Source organism: Pseudanabaena sp. CCNP1317 (assembly GCF_034931345.1).
GTDB lineage: Bacteria > Cyanobacteriota > Cyanobacteriia > Pseudanabaenales > Pseudanabaenaceae > Pseudanabaena > Pseudanabaena galeata.
Genome location: NZ_JAYGIF010000111.1, coordinates 20,895 through 43,497, shown reverse-complemented (window position 1 = coordinate 43,497; position 22,603 = coordinate 20,895). Strand labels below are relative to the sequence as shown.

The window sequence follows — 22,603 nt, the reverse complement described above, 5'->3', positions numbered from 1 at the left end:
AGCATAATTTTGAGTTTAAGAGCTTTAGTTTTAACTTCTACTCGTTGGGAGCAATTCTGGGACAATCTCAATCAGTATGGGTTTCCTGCTGCTGTCTAATAATTGTATTGTATTGAGGTCGCACCCAATTGCGATTTCCTCCTTGGGTAGCACCACCGATAATGATGCCGAATGGGTTGCCATATTGCAGGCGATCGGGCAACTTTGGCTGGCTGGGATTGATCTTGACAGAGCCAAGTTTTATGCTGATGAATACCGACATCGCATCCCACTACCCACATATCCATTTGAGCGCAAGCGCTATTGGATCGATCCGAAACCTTCGATTGAACCAACGCTTCCCCTGCCCCCACCTGCTGAACCAATCCCAATTCAGCCCACCGTCGAAATTCAATCACTCCCACCCATCCCATCTTTACAACCCAATCCTACCCCTAATATAGAGGTGCAAGCGCATATTATGACTGAAGCTCGTAAGCAACAACTTATCCCCCAACTTCAAGAAGTTCTAGAAACCACCTCAGGGCTAGAAATTGATGGTAATGATGGCACAACGACATTCTTGGAAATGGGATTGGATTCTCTTTCTCTCACCCAAGTTGCCATGGCTTTGAAAAAGAAGTTCAAGGTTAAAATCACTTTTCGACATTTATTAGAAGATTATCCCAATCTCGATACGTTGTCTGACTTTGTACTGCGATCGCTTCCCCCTGATGCATTCCCTGCTCCCGCCTCTATCGCAGCAACTCCAGTAGAAGTTGTCTCTACCCCTGCGTCCCCTGCTGTACCTGCACCTGCTGCTGAAACTTTAGTTGCTAATCCCATATCGATCTCTACCCATCCTCCAGCCATGTCTAATTTTGTCGGACAACCTCATCCTGCCAATGGCAATCAAAACAATGGCATTGTACTGCCTTCACTAAGCCCTGAAATGGCTGGTACGATGCAATCTGTGGTGGCTCAGCAACTGCAAATTATGGCGCAACAATTGCAGCTACTAAGTCAAACAGGTGGAACGATTAGTCCTGCGATCGCTGCACCTGTAGTTCAGACGGTTGCACCTCCAGCACCTCCAGCAGCACCTCCAACTCAGCCTGCACCTGCTGCTGCGCCAATCAAGGCAGAAGTTGTAACGGTTACTGAAGCAGAGGAACCTAAACCACGCAAAAACTTTGGTCCTGGAGCTAAGATTGAAAAGTCGGTCACTGCCGCGTTAACATCGGAACAGCAAAAAGCTCTTGATCGCATCATTGCTCGTTATATCGCTCGGACTCAAGAATCAAAACGGCAGACACAGGAGCATCGCAAATACCTAGCTGATCCACGCACAGTTTCAGGATTTACACCATTGTTTAAAGAAATGGTTTATCCGATTGTCACCGATCGCGCATCTGGTTCCAAGCTCTGGGATGTCGATGGTAACGAATATGTGGATATCACCAATGGCTTTGGCTTGAATTTCTTTGGTTGGTCACCAGATTTCGTGACAGAAGCCGTAAAAGCACAGCTAGATAAGGGTATTGAAATTGGGCCCCAAACTCCCCTAGCAGGTAAAGTTGCTAAGCTTGTTGCCGAATTTACAGGCATGGAACGAGTAGCATTTTGTAACACGGGGTCGGAAGCGGTAATGGCAACCTTACGTCTAGCTCGGACAGTTACGGGACGCGATCTCGTGGCTACCTTTGCTGGGGATTATCACGGTACGTTTGACGAGGTGCTTTACCGCCAAGGACCCAAGCTAAAAACTTTGCCCGCAGCTCCTGGGATTTTGCCCTGCATGTTTGAGAATCTACTGGTATTGGATTACAACACGCCTGAGTCTTTACAGATTCTGCGCGATCGCGCCGATGATTTAGCCGCAATTTTAGTGGAGCCAGTTCGCAGCCGTGATCCAAACCTTCAACCCAAAGAGTTTTTGCAAGATTTGCGGACTTTAACTGAGCAATCTGGAACTGCATACATCTTTGATGAAGTTGTGACTGGCTTCCGTGTTCACCCAGGTGGCGCTCAAGCTTATTTCAATATCCAAGCTGATATGGCAACTTACGGCAAAGTGGTTGGTGGCGGCTTACCGATTGGGATTGTAGCTGGTAAAGCTGAATATATGGATGCCCTTGATGGTGGATTCTGGCAATATGGTGATAACTCTATTCCTGAAGTTGGAGTTACCTTCTTTGCGGGAACCTTTGTCCGTCATCCTATGGCGCTAGCCGCAGCCGAGGCTGTTCTCTATAAACTTAAGGTAGGTGGACCTGAGTTGCAGCGATCGCTTGCCGACAAGGTAAGTAAATTTGCAACTCATCTCAACCAATACTTCAAGCAAATTGAAGCGCCAATTGAGATTGCTCACTTTAGTTCTTACTTCTATATTAACTATCCCCATGAAAGCCCTTATGCCAGCTTGATATTCTATTTATTGCGCGAAAAAGGTGTCCATGTTTGGGATCATCGTCCTTGCTTCTTTACACTATCTCACTCCGACGCTGATATTGAATTTGTGATCAGAGCCTTTAAAGATACTGTTGCCGAAATGCAGATGATTGGATTTTTACCGCAGCCTAAGAATGTTGCTAACGGCAATAATGGCGGCTTTGATCGCAATCGGCCACCCCAACCAGGGGCTCGTTTGGGACGAGATCCCGAAGGTAATCCTGCTTGGTATATCCCTGATCTAGATAATCCTGGTAAATATTTGCAACTTGGAGGTGTTTCGTAAAGACATGCCGCATTGACATCTTGATATGCACCAGCATATCGAGATGTCTCTTTGTTCAGTTTTTCAATAGGATTTTGTCTGTTATGCGACTGCCATTTATACCATTTGGTATTCACATCAAATGGAAACTTGTTGTAATTTTCCTTTTAGCCACTTTAACTACACTTCTGCTTCACTTAGGATGGATAAAATGGCTGTTGTCTATTCCTCAGCCATTGCCACAACAATCAGCTATATCTACTGGACAAAAAAATAGTCTTGAGCGTGGCATCTATTACGAAACATCAGTTCCAATAACTGATACAGCCAATCATATTTTAGCCAATTATCGAATATGGATTCCCAACGGAGTAGAAACAGTTCGTGGGGTGATTGTTAGGCAGCATGGATGTGGTGGTGATGATGCTACAGATATGGGGCTTGTTTACGCGAACGATTTACACTGGCAAGCCCTAGCAATTAAGCATCAACTAGCAATTCTCGGAACTAAATATCAAACAGTTGGTATATATCCTGTCGATCCTTGCGATAGTTGGGCTGTCATTGACCGAGGCTCAGAAGATGCTTTTCTAAAATCTCTTAATGAATTTGGGCAAAAGAGTGGTCATCCAGAATTAGGTGAGATTCCATGGGTTCTCTGGGGATATTCTGGTGGAGCCGATTGGGCTGTACAAATGTCTCACAAGTATCCCGATCGCACGATTGCATTAATAGCTATGCGAGGAGGTGGCGCTAATATTTCTCATTCAGGGCCTATTAAACTTCTTGCCTCCGATATCAATCCAAATGTTCTTGGAATGCCAGTTCTGTACGCGTTGGGAGCTGGTGAAGCAGTTGGCACGCTCTATTTCAGTGAAGGGCTTGATCTACCCAGACAAGTTTTCTCTCGGTTTAGAAAAGCTGGTGCGCTTTGGGGTCTTGCTCTAGAAGCGGATATGGGGCATGGATCTACCGATACAAGGCTTATCGCCATCCCTTACTTGGACTCGATTTTAACCACTCGGCTGACAAAAGATAGTCAAAAACTCCGTCAACTTGAGGCATCTCAAGGTTGGTTGGCTAATCCAGACACCCATGAAATAGCTCCAGTTAGTAACTACAAGGGAGATCCTTTACATGCAACATGGTTGCCAAATGAAGAAACTGCTTATAAATGGCAGGAATACGTTTCTAATCCAAATTTATTTGAGAAGATTAGGTATAGTATTTGTTCAAATAAAAGCCTTGTTACTCTCTTAGGTGCTCCATATCTACCTGAAAGCTGTTATCCAGACAGAGTTTCCCCAACTCGAAAGCCTGATGCACCAACTGATGTGCGTGTTATAAGAATCGGAGCAACTGAGGTTGTCTTAAATTGGGATTTCACCCCAGACATTGAAAATGGATTACCAAAATTTCGGGTTTATCGTAACAATACTCTAATCGCAACATTACAGGGACAAGAACGCGATGGTGGTGACGCTCCAATATATCCACATATAGTGCTTGAGTTTCGAGATAAAGCTGCTGGAGAAAATGCTATCTATGCAGTATCAGCATTCAATAGTTTAGGTGAAAATATTTCTCAGTCTGCAAGTATACTTCCTTAGCAATGAATAAATAATAGTATTTGGTTTTGCCGTATAACATTCTTTATTCATTGGATGATATAGCAATCCTAAATAGGTTGAGAGAGTGCGCCCCTTCGGGGCGCACTCTCTCAACACTCAAAATCTTACAACTCATTTAGGATGGCTATACTAATTTCTATGTTGAGTAGGGGATAGTTGGTAGGAATTGAATTGACAAATCCATTTTAAAAAATATATTAGATGTATCACACCAAATTTTAGAAATACAAATTATTTTGTTAAGTATTAAAAATAATAAGAAAGACTTCTAAATGAGGTTCTTTAATTTATCTCTGAGTTATATCAAATCACAAGATAGCTAATCCATCTTGTGATTTGATATAACTCAATCATTGCTATTTATTACTAACTTAATACATGAAATTAAATCCTGCATTATTTAAAAACTTAATATTTATATATAGCCAAGAAATGGCTATGCAATTTCTTGGCTATATATAAATATTAAGTTTGACTTACTTATAGCGCTCCTAAATGAGTTGTAAGATTTTGAGTGTTGTGAGAGTGCGCCCCGAAGGGGCGCACTCTCACAACCTATTTAGGATTGCTATATGATTTGTGAAAGTACAATAATACTTTTGTGAATTGGTGCTAAATGTATGATTTTTTCAGCAATTCTCATTATACAAATCGTTTTTTTGAAAGCCCGCCGTTGACGGGCTTTCAAAAAAAACGATTTGGGTATTTCCAGTGCCGAAGGCACTGGAAATACCCAAATCTTTCTCATAATGAGAATTGCTGTGATTTTTTCTTCAAGCTTTACAATATAGCAGTAATCATGAGAAAATATGGATAGTATATTTACTCATGATTACTGCTGTATTGTAGAAGTAGATTATCTTAGTATCAAAAAAATTATAGCAAGAAAAATATATAAGATTCTCAACTATTGTCATCGTAAATCATTAATAGGAAGTATAAATTATGAATTCTCCATCAGGTACTCAACCCAAATTTACTACTGTTGACTTTAATCCTTTCGCAGATGGAGAATTACTTTTAACAGCACCAGCGACCGAATCTCAAAAAGAAATTTGGGCTTCAGTGCAAATGGGTAGTGATGCTAACTGTGCCTACAATGAATCACAGAAGTTGTGGTTAAGAGGAATACTTAATACTGATGCTTTACGGTTAGCTTTGCAAGAGCTAGTCCTTCGCCATGAAGCTTTGAGAACAACCTTTAGTCCTGATGGAATTAATCTTTGTATTGTGGCTTCACTCAATCTTGAAATTCCAGAAATCGATCTTTCTGGATTGGATTCGGGGGAACGAGATACTAAGTTAGCGGACTTGCTAAAGCAAGCTGTAGAGACTCCATTCGACCTTGAGCATGGCCCATTGATTCGGGTACAGCTAATTAAGACTCAAGATCAGGAAAATCTTCTACTATTGACGGCACATCATATTATTTGTGATGGCTGGTCTTGGGCTGTGCTAATGACCGATCTTGGCAAGTTATATACCTCCTTAAAAAATGGAGAAACGCACGACTTAGAAGAACCAGCAAATTTTAGTGAATATGCGATCGCCCAACAAGAAGCTAAGGGTAGTGAAGAAGAAATCGAGACCGAAGCATATTGGCTAAACCAGTTTTCTGATTCCATTCCTGTCTTAGATTTTCCGACAGATCGCCCTCGTCCACCAGTTCGCACCTTCAATGCTGCTCGCGAAGATTGGGATTTAGATCCTACTTTAGTTAGCAATTTAAAGCAATTGGGAAACAAGCTAGGATGCAGTTTTACAACTACTTTGTTGACCAGCTTTGAGGTGTTTCTGCATCGGTTAACTGGAAGCAATGAAATTATGGTGGGGATTCCTGCGGCTGGACAGGCTGCGACAGGAAATTATCAGCTAGTAAGTCATTGTGTCAATTTGCTCCCTTTAAAAAGTTGGGTGGATGGAACACAAGCATTCAGTGACTACTTACAGATACGCCGACCAGTCATTTTGGATGCCTATGATCATCAATTATTTACCTTTGGCAGTTTAGTAGAAAAGTTGGCAATCCCTCGCGATACTAGCCGCATTCCACTAGTACCGATTACATTTAACCTCGATCAAGGGCTGGATAACGATCGCCTATTGTTTGAGGATCTCAAAGTAGAGTTCTCTACTAATCCTCGTAGCTATGAGAACTTTGAAATATTTATTAATGCCACAGAGCTGCGGGGCAAGGTTACTTTAGAATGCCAATACAACACCAACCTGTTTGATGCCGCAACGATTCGTCGTCGCTTGGCGGAGTTTGAGGCTCTATTGATTGGGATTGTGTCTGCTCCCGATACAATTATTGACCGCTTACCACTCTTACCAGAAACCGAGCTACAGCTACTAACATCATGGAATCAAACACAAGTAGATTATCCTCGTAATTCTTCAATTCAAGAGGTGTTTGAAGCACAAGTACTTGCTACCCCAGACGCGATCGCTTTGATTTTTGAGAACGAACAGCTTAGCTATCAAGAGTTAAACTGTCGGGCGAACCAACTAGCTCACTACTTGATAGGCTTGGGTATTGGCGCTGATAGTTTAGTCGGCATTTACATTGAGCGATCGCTAGAAACAATCATTGGCATTCTTGGTATTTTGAAGGCTGGTGGTGCATATGTCCCACTCGATCCCTCCTATCCTCCAGAACGATTAGCATTTATGGTGGCAGACACTCAGGTGTCTGTTCTGCTTACACAGCAAAAATTGGTGGAGCAGTTTCCCCCTAGCAAGGCTCAAGTTGTTTGCTTAGATACGGATTGGCAAGCGATCGCTTTACAAAGCCAAGAAAATCCCACTTGTAATGTGACCCCAGACAATCTTGCCTATGTGATCTATACCTCTGGCTCAACTGGTGTTCCAAAGGGCGTAAGTGTTGTCCACCGAGGAGTAGTAAGACTGGTCAAGAGTGCTAATTATGCTGATTTTAGCCCTGAACAAATCTTTCTCCAATTGGCTCCTCTTGCCTTTGATGCCTCCACTTTTGAAATTTGGGGGGCGCTGTTGAATGGAGCACGGTTAGTTCTATTTCCATCGGACAAACCCTCGCTTGAAGAATTAGGTCAGGTTATTCAAGGCTATCAAGTCACAATTATTTGGCTTACTGCTGGATTATTTCACCTGATGGTAGACGAACAAATTGAAGCGTTACGCCCATTACAACAATTGTTAGCGGGTGGCGATGTACTTTCCGTAAATCATGTCCAGCGTTTTCGAGAAGCTTTACCTAACTGTAAGTTGATTAACGGTTATGGTCCCACCGAAAGCACAACTTTTACTTGCTGTTATCCCATTGAAGATGCAAAAACTATAGGTAACTCTGTGCCAATTGGTCGTCCCATTAACAACACACAGGTTTATATATTGAACCCCCAATTGCAACCTATGCCCATTGGGGCGATCGGGGAAATATATATTGGCGGGGATGGATTAGCATCGGGTTACTTTAATCGCCCTGAGTTGACAACCGAGCGATTTGTTCCTAATCCCTTTAGTAGTCAATCAGGAACCAAACTCTATAAAACTGGTGACTTAGCTTGCTATTTCCTCGATGGGAATATTGAGTTTATTGGACGCATTGACAATCAGGTGAAAATTCGGGGTTTTAGGATCGAACTAGGCGAGGTTGAGGCAGTCCTGAGTAAATATCCAACCATCCAAAAATCTGTTGTCATCATTCGAGAAGATATACCTGCGGATAAGAGGATAGTGGCTTATTTTGTACCAGTATCAGGACAAGAGGTTTCTGTAAATGAGTTGCGTAACTTTTTTCAGCAAAAGCTGCCTGACTATATGATTCCTAATGCTTTTGTCAGTTTAGATTCATTACCCTTATCTCCTAATGGCAAGATTGCTCGCAAAGAACTGCCAGCACCCGATGGAATAATTAACTCGCAAGGGAGATATGAGCCTCCTCGCAACTCTATGGAGCAGCAGATCGCTGATATTTGGGCGCAGGTACTTAATTTAGAACGCGTGGGTATCTACGACAATTTCTTTGAGTTAGGGGGACACTCCTTGTTGGCAACTCAAATAATTTCAAGGCTTCGGAAAGTTTTTGCCGTTGAACTAACACTGCGAATTTTCTTTGAAGCACCTACTATAGGAGGCTTGGTCGAGAAAATAGTAACATTAAACTGGGCGAAACAAAGTATGAAAGCTGCTCAAAATGATCTATCGGATTTCTACGAGGAGGGAGAACTATGAATACTCTTGATTCCTTATTATTTGAATTGAGTCAGAGAGATGTGCATCTTTGGTTAGAAGGTGAGCGTTTACGATATCGGGCCGCTAAAGATGCTATTACGCCTGAATTGCTTATTGAGATCAAAAACCGCAAAGCTGAAATTGTTCAGTTCCTGCGTCAAGCCACACAAAACAGTAGCCCGCAGTTGCCTCCAATTGTAAAGATTGATCGTAATACCACTTTACCTCTGTCTTTTGCTCAACAGCGCCTTTGGTATCTTCATAAATTTGAACCTGATAGCTCTTCCAACAACATGCCTGTCGTGTTTAGTTTTAGAGGGATACTCAACGTTTCAGCACTTGAAAAAAGTTTACATTCGGTGATTGCTCGCCATGAAGTGCTGCGAACTATATTCCCCTCTGTAAATGGGCAACCTACTCAAGTAATTTTGCCTGAAGTAGATATTGACATATCAGTAGAGGATCTCAGGTTAGTTCCTACCGAATATCGTGATGCAAAGGCTCGGAAAAGAGCTACAGCATTGGCGCAATGCTCATTCAATCTAGAAACTGGACCAATGATACGAGTGCTGCTCCTACAGTTGACTGAGGTTGAACATCTACTCGTTTTCAACATACACAATATAGTTTGTGATGCAGCATCATCTGATGTTTTCTATCAAGATTTCAACACTCTTTATACTGCTTATGCAAATAATCAAGACTCCCCTTTACCAGAACTCTCAGTTCAATATGTTGATTTTGCAAATTGGCAACGTAATTGGCTTCAAGGTGAAGTGTTAGAATCCCAACTTAATTATTGGAAGCAGAAATTACAGGGACCTCTTTCAGCTATTCAGTTACCAACCGATCATCCTCGTCCTCACTTAGTTCAGACCTATCGTAGTGAACTTAGTGCGCGAGTGTTGTCAAAATCATTAAATGCCGATCTCACTAGCTTGAGTCAGAAGCTAGGAGGAACATTATTTATGGTTCTGATTGCTACATTTGAGATTTTATTGCATCGGTACTCTCAGCAGAAAGATATTCTCATTACGTTTGCTAGTGCTAGTCGAGGTCATATAGAAACGGAGAGAGTAGTGGGGTTCTTCTCCAACACTCTAGTTCAACGCATTAACTTTGAGGGGGATCTGACTTTCCGAGAACTTTTTGAGCGCGTGCGTGAGGCTTCTCTCGAAGCCAATATGCATCAAGACTTGCCCTTTGAAAAATTAGTCGAAGAATTGCCGCCAGAGCTTACCCGTAGTAGATCTCCTTTATTTCAAATAAAATTTGCGCTTAACCCACCTTGGTCTAATGGACGTGGTATGGCTTCTGTGCAACTTCCTGATTTGACAATCACACCATTGATAAATTACATCGATAATGGTGAGACTAAATATGACCTAGCTCTAGCCATGAGAGAGCAAGAAAATGGACTGGAAATGGTTATTGGTTATAACGCCGACTTGTTTGAGTCCAGTACAATTGCCAGAATGATGGGGCATTTTCAAACTCTATTAGAAAGTATCGTCGCTAATCCTGAGCAGAAGATAGCTGTTCTACCAATGCTTACAACTCCAGAAAAGCAGCAGATTTTATCTGAATGGAATAATAACAACGTCCCAATTCCAGAACTTTGCATTCATCAATTATTTGAATCCCAAGTTGCTCAGACCCCAGAAGCGATCGCAGTTATTGCTATGGATGCGAAACTAACTTATCGTGAATTGAACAGCCGAGCCAATCAACTAGCTCACTATCTACAATCTCAGGGCGTTGACACGGAGACGATGATTGCCATCTGTGTAGAACGATCAGCAGATATGCTGATCGCAATGCTTGGTGTACTCAAAGCTGGCGGAACCTATATACCTTTAAATCCCGATTATCCCCATGATCGGCGAATATCTAAGTTACGCAATGCTCAGGTTTCTTTTATTCTAACGCAGGCTAATCTGCTGGATTCTTTCTCAGAGTATGGTTTTAGTGTATTTTGCCTAGATGCTAACTGGGAAGCGATCGCCAAGTGTAGTAGTGATAATCTCCTAACTTCAATAGATCCTGATAACTTGGCATACGTCATTTATACATCAGGTTCCACAGGCGAACCCAAGGGCGTTACCATTTCTCACCGCAGTATGGTCAACCATTGTCTAGCAGTTGGCAAAGTATATGAGTTAAATACTCAAGATCGAGTTTTACAATTTTCAAATATCAGTTTCGATGTCGCGATAGAAGAAATTTTCCCAACTTGGCTGAAGGGCGGTACTTTGATTTTAGCCCAGCCTGAGGTTTACAACTCTATTACCAAGTTCATTGATAGTCTTGCTCAACAAGCAATTACAGTAATTAATATACCAACAGCTTTTTGGAATGAAATGGTTAGTGGTATGTCAATTTTAGATTATTCGCTTCCAAAAAGCCTCCGTCTAGTAATTGTGGGAGGAGAGAAAGTTTCTAAAGCTACCTATCAAAAGTGGCGATCGCTTGTGGGGGACTACCCTAGATGGCTCAATGGTTATGGTCCCACTGAAGCTACTGTCACAGCTACAATCTACGATCCCTGTAGTTCTGAAAATAATCTTCCTGCTGACTCTGAAATTCCTATCGGTCGTGCGATCGCCAATCTTCAGACCTATGTTTTAGATGTTAATTTACAACCTTGCCCGATTGGGGTGAATGGAGAACTATACATTGGCGGAGTTGGTCTTAGTCGTGGCTACTTAAATCGTCCAGATATTACTGCTGAGAGATTTATTCGTAATCCTTTCTCTAACAATCCCAAGGATCGTCTTTATAAAACTGGCGATACTGCTTTCTATTTACCCGACGGGAATATTGGATTTATCGGTAGATCTGATTTTCAAATTAAAATTCGCGGCTTTAGAGTTGAACCCCTCGAAGTTGAGACTCAATTGGAAAAGTATCCTGCTGTCAGTAACTCAGTTGTGCTATGCCAAGAATCGCCAAATGGCTACAAGATTTTAGTTGCCTATCTCAGTTCTAAAGAGGATCAGGGAATTGATGTTGAAGATCTAAAGAACTTTCTTCAACGCAAGCTACCATCCTATATGATACCTAGTAGTTTTGTCATTTTAGATACCTTACCTCTAACGGCAAATGGCAAGGTGGATCGCCAAGCCCTGCTCACTTTAGGTACAGATAGGTTAGTAGATGTAGAAGTAATTTTGCCTCGTGATGAACTAGAGCAACGACTAGCATCTATTTGGCAAAAGCTTTTAGGTATCAACGAAATAAGTGTAAATGCCAACTTTTTCGAGTTAGGAGGTAATTCACTTCTGTCAGTCCGTTTAGTTACGGAAATAGAAAAAGTCTTTAACTATCATTTCCCAATATCCTCATTTTTTGAAATGGGAACGATCGCCAAAATCGCTAATTGGATGCGTGAAAAACCTTCTGAAACAATATCACCTGAAGACGTTCCTTTAGGGCTTAGTTTAGAAGACTATCGGGCTTTTCTATCCTTGTGCGGTGGTCGAATTGGTAAGCATATTGGCAAACGAGGTTTAATTGTAGAAGTTCCTCCAACCGAGATGAAATCATCTCGACCTTTTGTTTGGATTGGTTATATTGATTTCGGCAAGAATTTAGGATTACCCCAACCTGTATATACCATACCTGGTGGTAGTTGGACTCCATTACATTCCACAGAAAACTATATTGAAGCGATCGCCTCAGTAATAGTTGATGAGCTACTCTCAATTCCGCAAGATGAACCTTACTTGATTGGAGGGAACTGCTATGAAGGGCTTGTGGCGATGGAAGTAGCTTGCCAATTACAGAAAAAGGGCAAAAAGGTTGATTTCCTTGCAATAATTGATAGAGAAGGACCATCTAAAATATATGATGTGTTGTGCCAACTCGATCTCAAACTTTGCATACTTAAATTTCATCTCATGCAATTCTTGCCACTGTCATTGACTGAAAAAGGTAAGTATATTCTCGAAAGATTGTTTTCCTTTAATGCGATGGAAGAGATAAATAAATCTGAGAATGAGTTGGATTTTAGTCAGTTTATGGCTGATCAATCTCCCGAAAAGCCCCATAGACTAATGAGTGAATATGATCGCATACTACCGCAAGCATGGGATTCTATTGACGAAGTATGTAGAAATCATAGCTCTAAAGTTTTTTCTGGAAAGGTTGTACTAACAGCACCGAAAAAGAGCGGACTAAAATCAAGAACAAAGGATGTCCTGTGGACGGATCTATCGTGGCTCTTTCCCTATTGTGGGTGGGGGAAACTATTAACTGGAAAAGTTTCATTGCATAAACTTGACTGCGCTCATGCTGATGTAGGTATGAAGAAAAATGCTGACCAGATTGGTCAGATCATCTGGAAAGCTACTGAAGAGTTTCGTTCGTAAAATTTAGATTGATATTAGGAGCTTGCAAGAAAATAAAATACCAATCCAGATTTTCCAGAATCAGTGGGGCATCGGAGCCGCCCCACTGATTCTGGTTTTATATTTAGTATTTTATTAAGTCACAAGTCCATGACAGAAAGTCGCATTATGTAACCGATTTTGGTATTTCTAGTGCCAAAGGCACTAGAAATACCAAAATCGGTTTATTGGAAGTCCATCGTTAGCGGACTTTCAATAAACCGATTTTTACATGACTTCAAAATGGCTCCCAGATAGGATTCGCGCCGCGAACCCTATCTGGGAGCCAAAACAGTAAAAGCCTCGCGAAGCGAGGCTTTTACTGTTTTGGCCTTTAAAATTTTGTAGCTTATCCCGACCTCACGTAATGTGCTTTTAAAACTCTTACTAGGTTTGTTTTTTAATCCAACGTGACTTGGATACAGGCATTTGCGGCGTGCGAAGCACGCCGCAAATGCCTGTATCCAAGTTAATAGCTGTATAACTTATGCATAACTTATGTATAACCTTTGTATAACTAATGATTATTGTGTTTATATAAGTTTTTAATTAATAATAAATTCAAGAAAAATAAATTAAATATTTAGTTGCAAGGCATATATCTAATTTGTGTGGAAGAACTCAATATCAATTATGAAATCCACTTTAGAAAATACAAACTCCATGATTTACTCCTTGCTCCTTGTCCAAAAGTAACTGAATATTTATTTGCTTTTTCAAAAGTCCTTAGTTCCTAATATGGTTATTCTTTGTCTGATGAGGCATACAAGGATAATGCTGTATGAAGAAAGATGTAAGCCCTCTAGTTTATACCTCGCAAAAGTAAGAAACACATATTCTATTTTATAGAAGAGGTTCTATGATGAATGAGTCATCTAATAACAAACGATTTGATCACCTTGAGTTCTATGTAGGAAATGCCAAACAAGCAGCACATTACTATTCCAGCTGCTTTGGCTTCAAGAATACTGCTTACTGTGGACTAGAGACAGGCGAACGTAAAGTAAGCTCTTTTCTAATGGAACAGGGAGATATTCGTTTTGTACTGAGTTCATCTTTCCTTCCAGAACACTCGATTTCGCAAAGCATCATGAAGCACGGAGATACAGTTGCTATTGTTGCTCTTGAAGTTCTTGATGTAGTTAAGGCATACAATCAGGCAGTTTCTCATGGTGCTATTAGCTATATTCCACCAACTGAACAAGACGATGAACATGGTGTTTTTAAATTTGCATCTGTTCATGTTTATGGTGATGTATTAATCAAATTCGTAGATCGTAGTAAATATTCTGGCGTTTTTGCGCCAGGTTTTGTTGAGTGCTCCACCACCACCTCCAACTCCGTTGGTTTGAAGCACATCGATCATGTTGTTGGTAACGTCGAGCAAGGTGAAATGGATCGGTGGTGTGATTTCTTTGTTAAAGCACTTGGATTTGATATGCATATGCATTTCGATGATCGAGCTATCTCAACGGAATACTCTGCTTTAATGTCAAAAGTACTTCGATGCAACAATAAAACCTTCTTCAATATAAATGAACCCGCCATTGGCAAGCGCAAATCTCAGATTCAAGAATTTCTAGATTTCCATTATGGTCCTGGTATTCAGCATATTGGTCTCTGTACTGATGATATTGTTCAAACAGTAGTTCAGCTCAAAAAATCTGGAGTCGAGTTTCTTCCTATCCCCAAGGCTTACTATGAAAATTTAGAGGATTGGGTAATTGAAACAGGGCTTCCTGTAGAAAAGCTAGCAGAGTTAGGAATTCTAGTGGATCGCGATCTTGATGGTTATCTATTACAGATTTTCACCAAGCCAGTTGGCGATCGCCCAACGTTATTTTTTGAGATTATTGAGAGACATGGCTCAAAAGGATTTGGGGCAGGAAACTTTAAGTCTTTATTTATCGCCCTTGAAAACGAACAAGCCCGACGTGGAAACCTATAGGTCGATGGTCACAATTAAAAATGACGGTCAAAACCTATAAAAACTCTGCTTGTGTCTCATATATATAGCTATGGTCACCTGTATCAGGACAAATCAAAACCCAAATAATGTAAGGCGGCGCTTCGCGCCGCCTTACATTATTTGGGTTTTATGTCCTAACAAAAATGGCGACAGCTATAGCACTCCTAAATGAGTTGTAAGATTTTGAGGGTTGTGAGAGTGCGCCCCTTCGGGGCGCACTCTCACAACCTATTTAGTATTAATAGAACGTGAGTTCGATATAGCCATTTGCGGCGTGCGAAGCACGCCGCAAATGGTTATATCGAACTGACATCACAAAATGTTGTCACACTTTCGTGAATTAGTATTAGTGTTGTGGCGGCTTTGCGCCGCAACACTAATACTTGTTTCTTTTAGGCTGGGAAGAGACTAGGAAAGCCCTCTCTGCTTAATTTTGTGATTTGAGTAATTAGTACTAGAATCTTCTAAGCTTAAGTAAGCTTGAGATGCTGTTCGTTACAAATCAATGGATGGGGCAATGGACGAGTTAAGCAATGTTCTAACACTGGCGACCGATGAGGAGTTATACCAAATCGCGGATATCCTCTTTCGGCGCAAGTTCAATCCCCTTGACTATTTTGCTACACCGCCAGTTAAGGAATTACAAAGCTGGGATCGTGATGAACTGATTGAGGCGATCGCGAAGCGTTTTCGATTTCTGGCTGCCGATGGATTAACGGTTTTACGTCGCAAAACTAGCAATGTCAGCTATCGCGAAGTTCTAGAGCGCGTATGTCAGCACTTAAACATTAAATATTCCAAAAATCAAACTATTGAAGATATTGAATCAGAATTATTTCTGAATTTAATTAGCAACTCGTGGAAAAAACTTTCGCCTCAAGAGCGATCTAGTATTGATGATTCGATGCAAGCCGCGCTCACAGAGTCAGATTTGCAAAAGTCTTTGCCACTTGATGCTCAGCGCAACCCTATGAGTTTGTTGGTCAAAGGTGGCAGTGCGATCGCCGTGAGTACGGTGATTCGTTCGGCGGTACTAACGGCGATCGCTCGACAAATGGCTTGGCATTTTGCATCCTATCAAGTTGGTTATGAGGTACTTAAGGCTGGTGGTACAGCGATCGCCACAAGATTAAACGCCTATGTGTCAACGTATTTAGCCAAACGGGGCATGGCAGTTGCGGCGACGCAATACACGGCGGCGCGGACTGTTTTTTCGGTGATTACACCTGCACTTTGGGGCTTGTTTTTTGCAGATCTCGGCTGGCGGGCGATCGCTACTAATTACGGACGAATTATTCCTGCCATCTTCATCGTTGCTCAAATCAGACTATTACGCATGTCTTAAACAAAAAGAAATGCGCTTAGCACGTTTCCTTTTGTTTAAGACTACAATAGAGGATATGTTACGGATTGTTAAGAGAAATCCTGTATGACTATCTCATCTGCTCAAAGCATTCAAATTCCTGACTCTCAATCTCTCAACGGGGAAAGTATTTCCGCGTGGAATCGTATCGAAGAACCCATGTGGCAGGGCAGCGAAGCTGATATTCGTAAAGGTTTACCTTTTAATTTACTGTCTCCCACTTGGCAAATGTTCTTGATGGGTGATGGAGCGCCAACTAGACATTTGCAGCTATTGACTCAATCGGATATCTCGGTTGAGGTGCTTGCGATGACGAATATTGGGGACGATAATGATAATGCGCCTTCGGATATTTCATTGATTGCTGCGCCACGGATTCGCCGACAGATCTTTTTGCGATCGCAGCAAACGGGGGAAATTTTCTCCCATGCGACATCTTGGTGGTCAGAAGCGGCGATGCAAAAATATTTAAAAGATCCGTCTCTACCGATCTGGGTCAGCCTCAACCAAAAATATACCGAGCTTTATCGCGATCTCAAGGGTATTTATAAGGGGGCTTGTCCTAATTTGGCGAAAGCTTTTGGCTATCCTGAGGTTGACACCTATTGGGCTAGACATTATTTGTTATGGCATGGCGGCGAACCGATCACCATGCTCTATGAAATTTATTCACCAGCGATCGGTAAATATCTTGGCTCCAGTAGCCTGTAAGCATAAAACCCAAAAGCATGATGGCGGCGCTTCGCGCCGCCATCATGCTTTTGGGTTTTATGCGATATAATCGCTGACTGTAGCAAGTTGGTGACTGCATTGATTGCCATTTATCCAGGTAGTTTTGATCCGATTACCTTTGGACATCTCGATATTATTAAGCGCGGTAGTCATCTGTTCGATCGCGTGATTGTTGCCGTTTTACGCAATCCTAATAAAAATCCTCTATTTACCATGGAGGAGCGGATGCTTCAGATCCGTGAAGCAACGCAGCACTTAAATAATGTGGATGTTGATACCTTTACGGGATTAACTGTCACCTATGCTCATCTCAAGCAAGCACAGGTTTTAATTAGAGGATTACGCGCAGTTTCTGATTTTGAGTTGGAATTGCAAATGGCGCATACCAATAAGACTTTGGCAAATGATATCGAGACAGTTTTTTTATCTACTTCCAACGAATATAGTTTTTTAAGTAGTAGCGTAGTGCGTGAAATTGCCCGTTTTGGCGGTGAAATTGGACATTTAGTTACCCCAGAAGTAGCGATCGCCTTAAGACATAAATTTCAGCAGAGCTAACTGCTATAAAATAGATTAAGGAGCTAATTCATGTTTGTTTGCGTCAAGAACCATGCAAACTTAATTAGCATTAAAGAGCGAAATTATGAAAATTCCAGTTTTAAGCAAAAGTACTTGGTTTGCACTTGTAGCTGCGGCTGTTGTTGGCGGTTCTAGTGCGGCTGTGTTGGTGCATAGTACTTTAAATAATCAGCCAAATTCCCAATCATCAGTCCCGTCTTCAATCAATCAAGTGGCTCAATCACCTTCAGCAACTAGGGCTGTAGATGGTGAGTTGGCAGTTTATTGGATCGAGGCTAGCAGCAACAAACTAACAGCCGTGCCGATCGCCGTTAAAGCCAAAAGCAATGATGAGGCGATCGCTTCAGTAATTAACATGTTGATTACCGAAAAGCCTCCTGAAACTGAACTTTATAGCGCTATTCCTGAAAGTACGAAAGTCTTAAGTTCAACATCAAAAAACAAGGAAATTCGCATTGATTTATCTAAAGACTTTACTAAAGGTGGTGGCTCAGCCTCAATGCAGGGAAGGATCATTCAGGTTTTATATACAGCCACAACTTTGGAACCCGATGCAAAAGTTTATTTGTCCGTTGAAGGTAAACCATTAAAATATATCGGTGGTGAAGGTTTAGAAGTACCGCAACCAATGACCCGCAAAGATTTCGCGCTAGAGTTTTAGGAATGTGCGGTGAAAAGCACCGCACATTCCTAGTTAAGTCCTGATCTTAGTTAATTATGTTGCCAATCAACTTGCCTGATATTGACAGCCTTAGCCTCATTGAGCAAGTTTCTCAAATGGTGGTGGTTCGCACCTGCGGGATGCTTTACGACCATCAGATTCAGTATCCACAGTGGGAGTTGAACAATGCAAAATTACAAACTCTGATCGGCGAATATGGAGTTGGCGGTGTAATTTTACTCGGTGGTAGTGCGCCAGAAATTGCCCTTAGAACGCAGCAGATGCAGTCGTGGGCTAAGATTCCGTTGTTGATTGCTGCTGATATTGAGGAGGGTGTAGGACAACGCTTTAGTGGTGCAACATGGTTCCCGCCGCCGATGGCTTTGCAAGCAGTGTCTATGAAATACGCCGAGGCGATGGGTAAAATCACGGCGGAGGAAGCCTTGGCGATCGGACTCAATTGGGTGCTTGCGCCGATTGTTGATGTCAATAACAATCCTGATAATCCTGTGATTAATGTGCGAGCCTTTGGGATTACAGTCGGCGAAGTGATGGGAGCAACGCGAGGATTTATCGCGGGAGCCAAGCAGTATCCTGTGTTGACGACTGCCAAGCATTTCCCCGGACATGGCGATACATCTGTGGATTCGCATTTACAAACACCAATGATCCCCCACGATCGCCAAAGATTTGAGAATGTGGAGTTTCCGCCATTTATCAATGCGATCGCGGCGGGAGTGGATGCAATTATGAGCGCACATATTCTAGTGCCAGCTTTTGATCGTCATAATATTGCAACTTTGTCACACCATATCATTACGGGAATTTTGCGGAACGAGTTAGGGTTCGAGGGACTGATTACCACTGACGCGCTAATTATGTCAGGGGTGGCGAATTTGGGTAGTCCTGAAGCGATCGCTGTCCAAGCTGTCAAGGCTGGCGTAGATATTTTGCTGATGCCTGTCGATCCGATCGCCACAATTCATGCCATCTGTGAAGCTGTGGAATCCAGAGAAATAGATCGCGATCAAATTCGAGCCTCAGTTCAAAGGATATGGAGAGCGAAACAAAGAGTTTGTGGTATTCCTCCTAATCTTAAAAAATTAGGCAATCCTCTGAATCTAGGAATTGCCAAGTCGATCGCCACAAAATCGATAAATGTTTATTCCTCAATTGCCAATCTACAATCTATTACTGTTCAAGAACGCATCGAAGCAAATTATCTGAACTTAATTATTGTTGATGATCCCCTGACTTGCGATGAATTTCTCAACTCGCGATCGCCTGCGGTGTTATTGCCAAAAAACAATGGCTATCAGCGCATTGTCGCAGATGGATTGACTTTAGCAAATCTAAAATACGACCAATTTTCGCAAATATTTATCCAAATTTTCAGTCGTGGCAATCCATTTCGTGGCAATACCAATTTGCAGGATAAGATTCAAATTTTAGTAACAGAATTGACATTAGAGCATAAACTGCAAGCTTTAGTCCTCTATGGCAGTCCCTACTCACTAGATCGATTGTTGCCGCTATTACCAATCCAAATGCCTTGGGGGTTTGCCTATAGTCAACAGCCAGAGTCACAGGAAGCTGTTTTGCAAAAACTGGGTTTTGACCAAAGCTAAATATGGCAAATTTATTGAGATTGATCTTGAGGTTTGTGTTGATTGCTGCCATCACATCATCAACATTATTGGCTTGTAATTCTCTGATGTTTAATAATTCAACATCGTCAAGTGATCCCTTAGAAAATAAACCAGAAAACAAACCATTGCCGCCGCTTCCCTCCATGGCGACTAAAGATATTGAACCAGAGCGTATTCCCGATGCTCCGTATGTACAAACGCCGCCAGAAGTAGTTCTAAAAATGCTAGAAATGGCAAAGGTTGATAAAAATGATGTTGTTTATGATCTAGGTAGTGGCGATGGTCGAATCGTGATTACTGCTGCACAAAAATTTGGAGCAAAGGCAATCGGTATCGAGATTGATCCTGAGTTAATTAGGGAATCAGATCGAGAATCAAAGGCTGCGATCGCCAAAACACCAGAAATTCGCGATCGCATTAAATTTATTAAACAAGATCTTTTTAAAGCCGATTTAAGTGACGCTACTGTAATTACCCTTTATCTTCTACCACTGGCAAATCTACGAGTACGCTCTGAAATTTTACCAAAATTAAAGTCAGGAACAAGAGTTGTTTCCCATGAATACAACTTAGGAGATTTACCTCCTAAACAAATTGAGAAAGTTAAGGTTGGCAATCGCGAACATAGAATTTATCTATGGATTTTAGATGATTAGATTATCCTAAATATTTTATGGGTGATGCTTTGTAATGTTTTTTATTGTTTTTTATGCTAATCTTTTGTCACTCTTGTTCTAGTCAGTTTGTCCATTGAGAAATACAATATTTATCAAGATTACTTTAGTTGTAATTTCTCTAATTACGGCTGCTCCTGCTCAGGCAAATAGTAATCGTCTTTGTCCAGCGCAATTACAAAGAGAAGTAGAAAAAGTTGCTCAATCCCCTAAATTAAAGGCTGCGCGAGTTGGTGTATTTGTCCAAACTAACTCACCTAGTCCCCAAGTATTAGCGAACCTTGATGGGGATCGCTATTTTATACCTGCCTCAAATGCCAAACTGTTTGTAACGGCGATCGCTCTAAAAGCATTAGGTCCCAACTATCAATTTGCTACACGGTTGATGTCGCATGATTTACCTAATGCCAATGGTGAGCTAGAAAACGGATTATGGCTAATTGGATCGGGAGATCCTAGTTTTAACTCAAAGACTGGCTTAAAATCACTAGTTAATCAACTCAAAAGGAAAGGAGTAAAGCGGATTAATGGTGGAATTTGGTCATTGACATCTCGCAGAGGAGCAGAAGTTTCTGGTAGCTGGGAATGGTCAGATTTACAACATTACTATGCAGCGATCGCCTCTCCTTTCACAATCAATGAAAACTCTCTCTATTGGACAGTGAGTCCTGATGAAGTTGGCAAACCTCCAATCTTTACATGGGACAACCCCGAATGGGCTAAAGATTGGCGCATCCAAAATCAAGCAATCACAGCTAGTGCAGATTCTCCCTACAGTTTAAAAGTTGAACGCCCCTATGGACAAAACCTACTAATCATTACTGGGCAAATCCCTGAAAAGTCAAAACCCAGACTCGGCGGTGTAGCTATTCCTGATCCTGAAGCTAATTTTTTAGATTTATTACGCCAAGAACTAACCGTTCAAGGTATTGAAATCTCATCAGATATCACTGCTTCAAAAAAGCTTCCACCCACCAAAGATTTAGCGATCAATCTCTCTCCACCAATCTCTCAATTAATTATTATCACCAACAAAGATAGTAATAATCTCTATGCTGAATTGTTACTAAGAGCTTTAGGTGATCGCCTTCAAGGTATCAGTCCCGATGACAGTGTTAAGGGAGGGATGTTAGCTATTAGCCAATACCTACAGTCCGTGAATATTCCATCTGCTCAAGTTTCTCTAGCTGATGGCTCTGGATTGTCCCGTCACAGTTTAACTACACCAAAAGCGATCGTTCAACTTTTGCAAACCGTTGCAAGCGATCGCAATTTTCGTCAATCATTGGCGATCGCCAATGTTGATGGCACATTGACCAATCGATTTAAAAATACTTCAGCGCAAAGTTTACTACAAGCCAAGACGGGAACACTATCAGGCGCAATTGTTCTGTCAGGTTATGCTAGTCCTCAAAATTATCGTGAAGTGGTTTTCAGTATCATCATTAATAACAGCAATCTTACACCGAGAGAATTGCAAAAGTATGTTGATGAGATTGCCCTACTACTAACTCGCCTTGAACCCTGTGAATGAAAAACTGGTCTACTCAAAGTAAATTCTCATTCGTTGTTGCTATAACTTTAACCATAGGAACTATTTTTACTGTGATTGCTTGGTCATTACAGGACTCATCGCAAACAAATTCATCTGAGCCAAATCCTGTTTTATGTACCACAATGACAGATAACTTAAGTAAGTCAAATAGCTTGAGGTTTCACCCCATCAAAGTTGTCGCCGAACCTTGGCGCGGTGAGCATCATGTTTACTCTATCTTTGCTTTGCCTTTGCAGTACAAAGACATCTACCATCGTTCTCAGCTATTGGTCAAGGATACTGATACGCCTTGGTTAGTCTCCGCCACCAATGGGCTTAAATATGGTACAGCTACTCCAGATGATCATTTTCTCGTAATTGGATTTTTTCCTACTCGACTCACGCTCTGGTATTGGGTAAGTGGTCGGTTTGGTGATCTCCAACAACCCTGCAACTGGACGCTCCATCTTTTTCCTGTCAAAAGCTAGAGCTATAATTGCGAAGGCTACGATA

General features: G+C 41.6%; 12 protein-coding genes and 1 pseudogene. All 13 read left to right on the top strand.

Features of this window, described 5'->3' with window-relative positions; genetic code table 11:
* The first annotated feature begins 142 nt into the window (after positions 1-142).
* The 13 genes and pseudogenes from VB775_RS20580 to VB775_RS20520 all read left to right on the top strand — a co-directional run bounded on the left by VB775_RS20580 (position 143) and on the right by VB775_RS20520 (position 22,578).
* A complete protein-coding gene (locus tag VB775_RS20580; RefSeq protein ID WP_323216928.1) occupies positions 143-2,716 on the top strand; it encodes an aminotransferase class III-fold pyridoxal phosphate-dependent enzyme in 2,574 nt (857 codons plus the stop codon).
* A gap of 83 nt (positions 2,717-2,799) precedes the next feature.
* Entirely contained in the window at positions 2,800-4,305 is a 1,506-nt protein-coding gene (locus VB775_RS20575; RefSeq protein ID WP_281008620.1) for a hypothetical protein, read from the top strand.
* A gap of 966 nt (positions 4,306-5,271) precedes the next feature.
* Positions 5,272-8,541: a non-ribosomal peptide synthetase gene (locus tag VB775_RS20570; RefSeq protein ID WP_281008619.1), complete on the top strand. Its 3,270-nt coding sequence runs from the start codon at positions 5,272-5,274 to the stop codon at positions 8,539-8,541.
* Positions 8,538-12,911, top strand: a complete 4,374-nt coding sequence (locus VB775_RS20565) for an amino acid adenylation domain-containing protein (protein WP_281008618.1) — start codon at positions 8,538-8,540, stop codon at positions 12,909-12,911. Before VB775_RS20570 ends, VB775_RS20565 begins: the two co-directional genes overlap by 4 nt.
* 880 nt (positions 12,912-13,791) lie before the next feature.
* Positions 13,792-14,877: a 4-hydroxyphenylpyruvate dioxygenase gene (gene hppD / locus VB775_RS20560; RefSeq protein WP_323216927.1), complete on the top strand. Its 1,086-nt coding sequence runs from the start codon at positions 13,792-13,794 to the stop codon at positions 14,875-14,877.
* A gap of 538 nt (positions 14,878-15,415) precedes the next feature.
* Positions 15,416-16,243 carry a YaaW family protein gene (locus VB775_RS20555; RefSeq protein ID WP_281008616.1) on the top strand — a complete coding sequence of 276 codons (828 nt, stop codon included), beginning with the start codon at positions 15,416-15,418 and terminating at the stop codon, positions 16,241-16,243.
* An 84-nt stretch (positions 16,244-16,327) separates the two neighbouring features.
* Positions 16,328-16,972 (top strand): chorismate lyase, encoded by a 645-nt coding sequence (locus VB775_RS20550; RefSeq protein ID WP_281008615.1) that lies wholly within the window; start codon positions 16,328-16,330, stop codon positions 16,970-16,972.
* A gap of 99 nt (positions 16,973-17,071) precedes the next feature.
* Positions 17,072-17,527: pseudogene (gene coaD, locus VB775_RS20545) on the top strand (pantetheine-phosphate adenylyltransferase); the annotation flags it as partial.
* 109 nt (positions 17,528-17,636) lie between these two features.
* Positions 17,637-18,233, top strand: coding sequence for a GerMN domain-containing protein (locus tag VB775_RS20540; RefSeq protein WP_281008614.1), 597 nt, complete (start codon positions 17,637-17,639; stop codon positions 18,231-18,233).
* A gap of 56 nt (positions 18,234-18,289) precedes the next feature.
* Positions 18,290-19,861, top strand: coding sequence for a glycoside hydrolase family 3 N-terminal domain-containing protein (locus tag VB775_RS20535; RefSeq protein WP_281008613.1), 1,572 nt, complete (start codon positions 18,290-18,292; stop codon positions 19,859-19,861).
* Positions 19,862-19,863: 2 nt separating this feature from the next.
* A complete protein-coding gene (locus tag VB775_RS20530; RefSeq protein ID WP_281008612.1) occupies positions 19,864-20,538 on the top strand; it encodes a methyltransferase domain-containing protein in 675 nt (224 codons plus the stop codon).
* Between the two features lie 94 nt (positions 20,539-20,632).
* Entirely contained in the window at positions 20,633-22,090 is a 1,458-nt protein-coding gene (dacB, locus tag VB775_RS20525; RefSeq protein WP_281008611.1) for a D-alanyl-D-alanine carboxypeptidase/D-alanyl-D-alanine-endopeptidase, read from the top strand.
* Complete coding sequence (locus tag VB775_RS20520) at positions 22,087-22,578, top strand: hypothetical protein (protein WP_281008610.1); 492 nt, start codon at positions 22,087-22,089, stop codon at positions 22,576-22,578. The genes dacB and VB775_RS20520 overlap by 4 nt, the downstream gene beginning before the upstream one ends.
* Positions 22,579-22,603 lie beyond the last annotated feature (25 nt).

Bases quoted from the DNA above. Each gene is read 5' to 3' on its own strand.
- VB775_RS20575 (WP_281008620.1), top strand. From the start codon at position 2,800: ATGCGACTGCCATTTATACCATTTGGTATTCACATCAAATGGAAACTT.
- VB775_RS20570 (WP_281008619.1), top strand. From the start codon at position 5,272: ATGAATTCTCCATCAGGTACTCAACCCAAATTTACTACTGTTGACTTT.
- VB775_RS20565 (WP_281008618.1), top strand. From the start codon at position 8,538: ATGAATACTCTTGATTCCTTATTATTTGAATTGAGTCAGAGAGATGTG.
- hppD (WP_323216927.1), top strand. From the start codon at position 13,792: ATGAATGAGTCATCTAATAACAAACGATTTGATCACCTTGAGTTCTAT.
- VB775_RS20555 (WP_281008616.1), top strand. From the start codon at position 15,416: ATGGACGAGTTAAGCAATGTTCTAACACTGGCGACCGATGAGGAGTTA.
- VB775_RS20550 (WP_281008615.1), top strand. From the start codon at position 16,328: ATGACTATCTCATCTGCTCAAAGCATTCAAATTCCTGACTCTCAATCT.
- VB775_RS20540 (WP_281008614.1), top strand. From the start codon at position 17,637: ATGAAAATTCCAGTTTTAAGCAAAAGTACTTGGTTTGCACTTGTAGCT.
- VB775_RS20535 (WP_281008613.1), top strand. From the start codon at position 18,290: ATGTTGCCAATCAACTTGCCTGATATTGACAGCCTTAGCCTCATTGAG.
- VB775_RS20530 (WP_281008612.1), top strand. From the start codon at position 19,864: ATGGCAAATTTATTGAGATTGATCTTGAGGTTTGTGTTGATTGCTGCC.
- VB775_RS20520 (WP_281008610.1), top strand. From the start codon at position 22,087: ATGAAAAACTGGTCTACTCAAAGTAAATTCTCATTCGTTGTTGCTATA.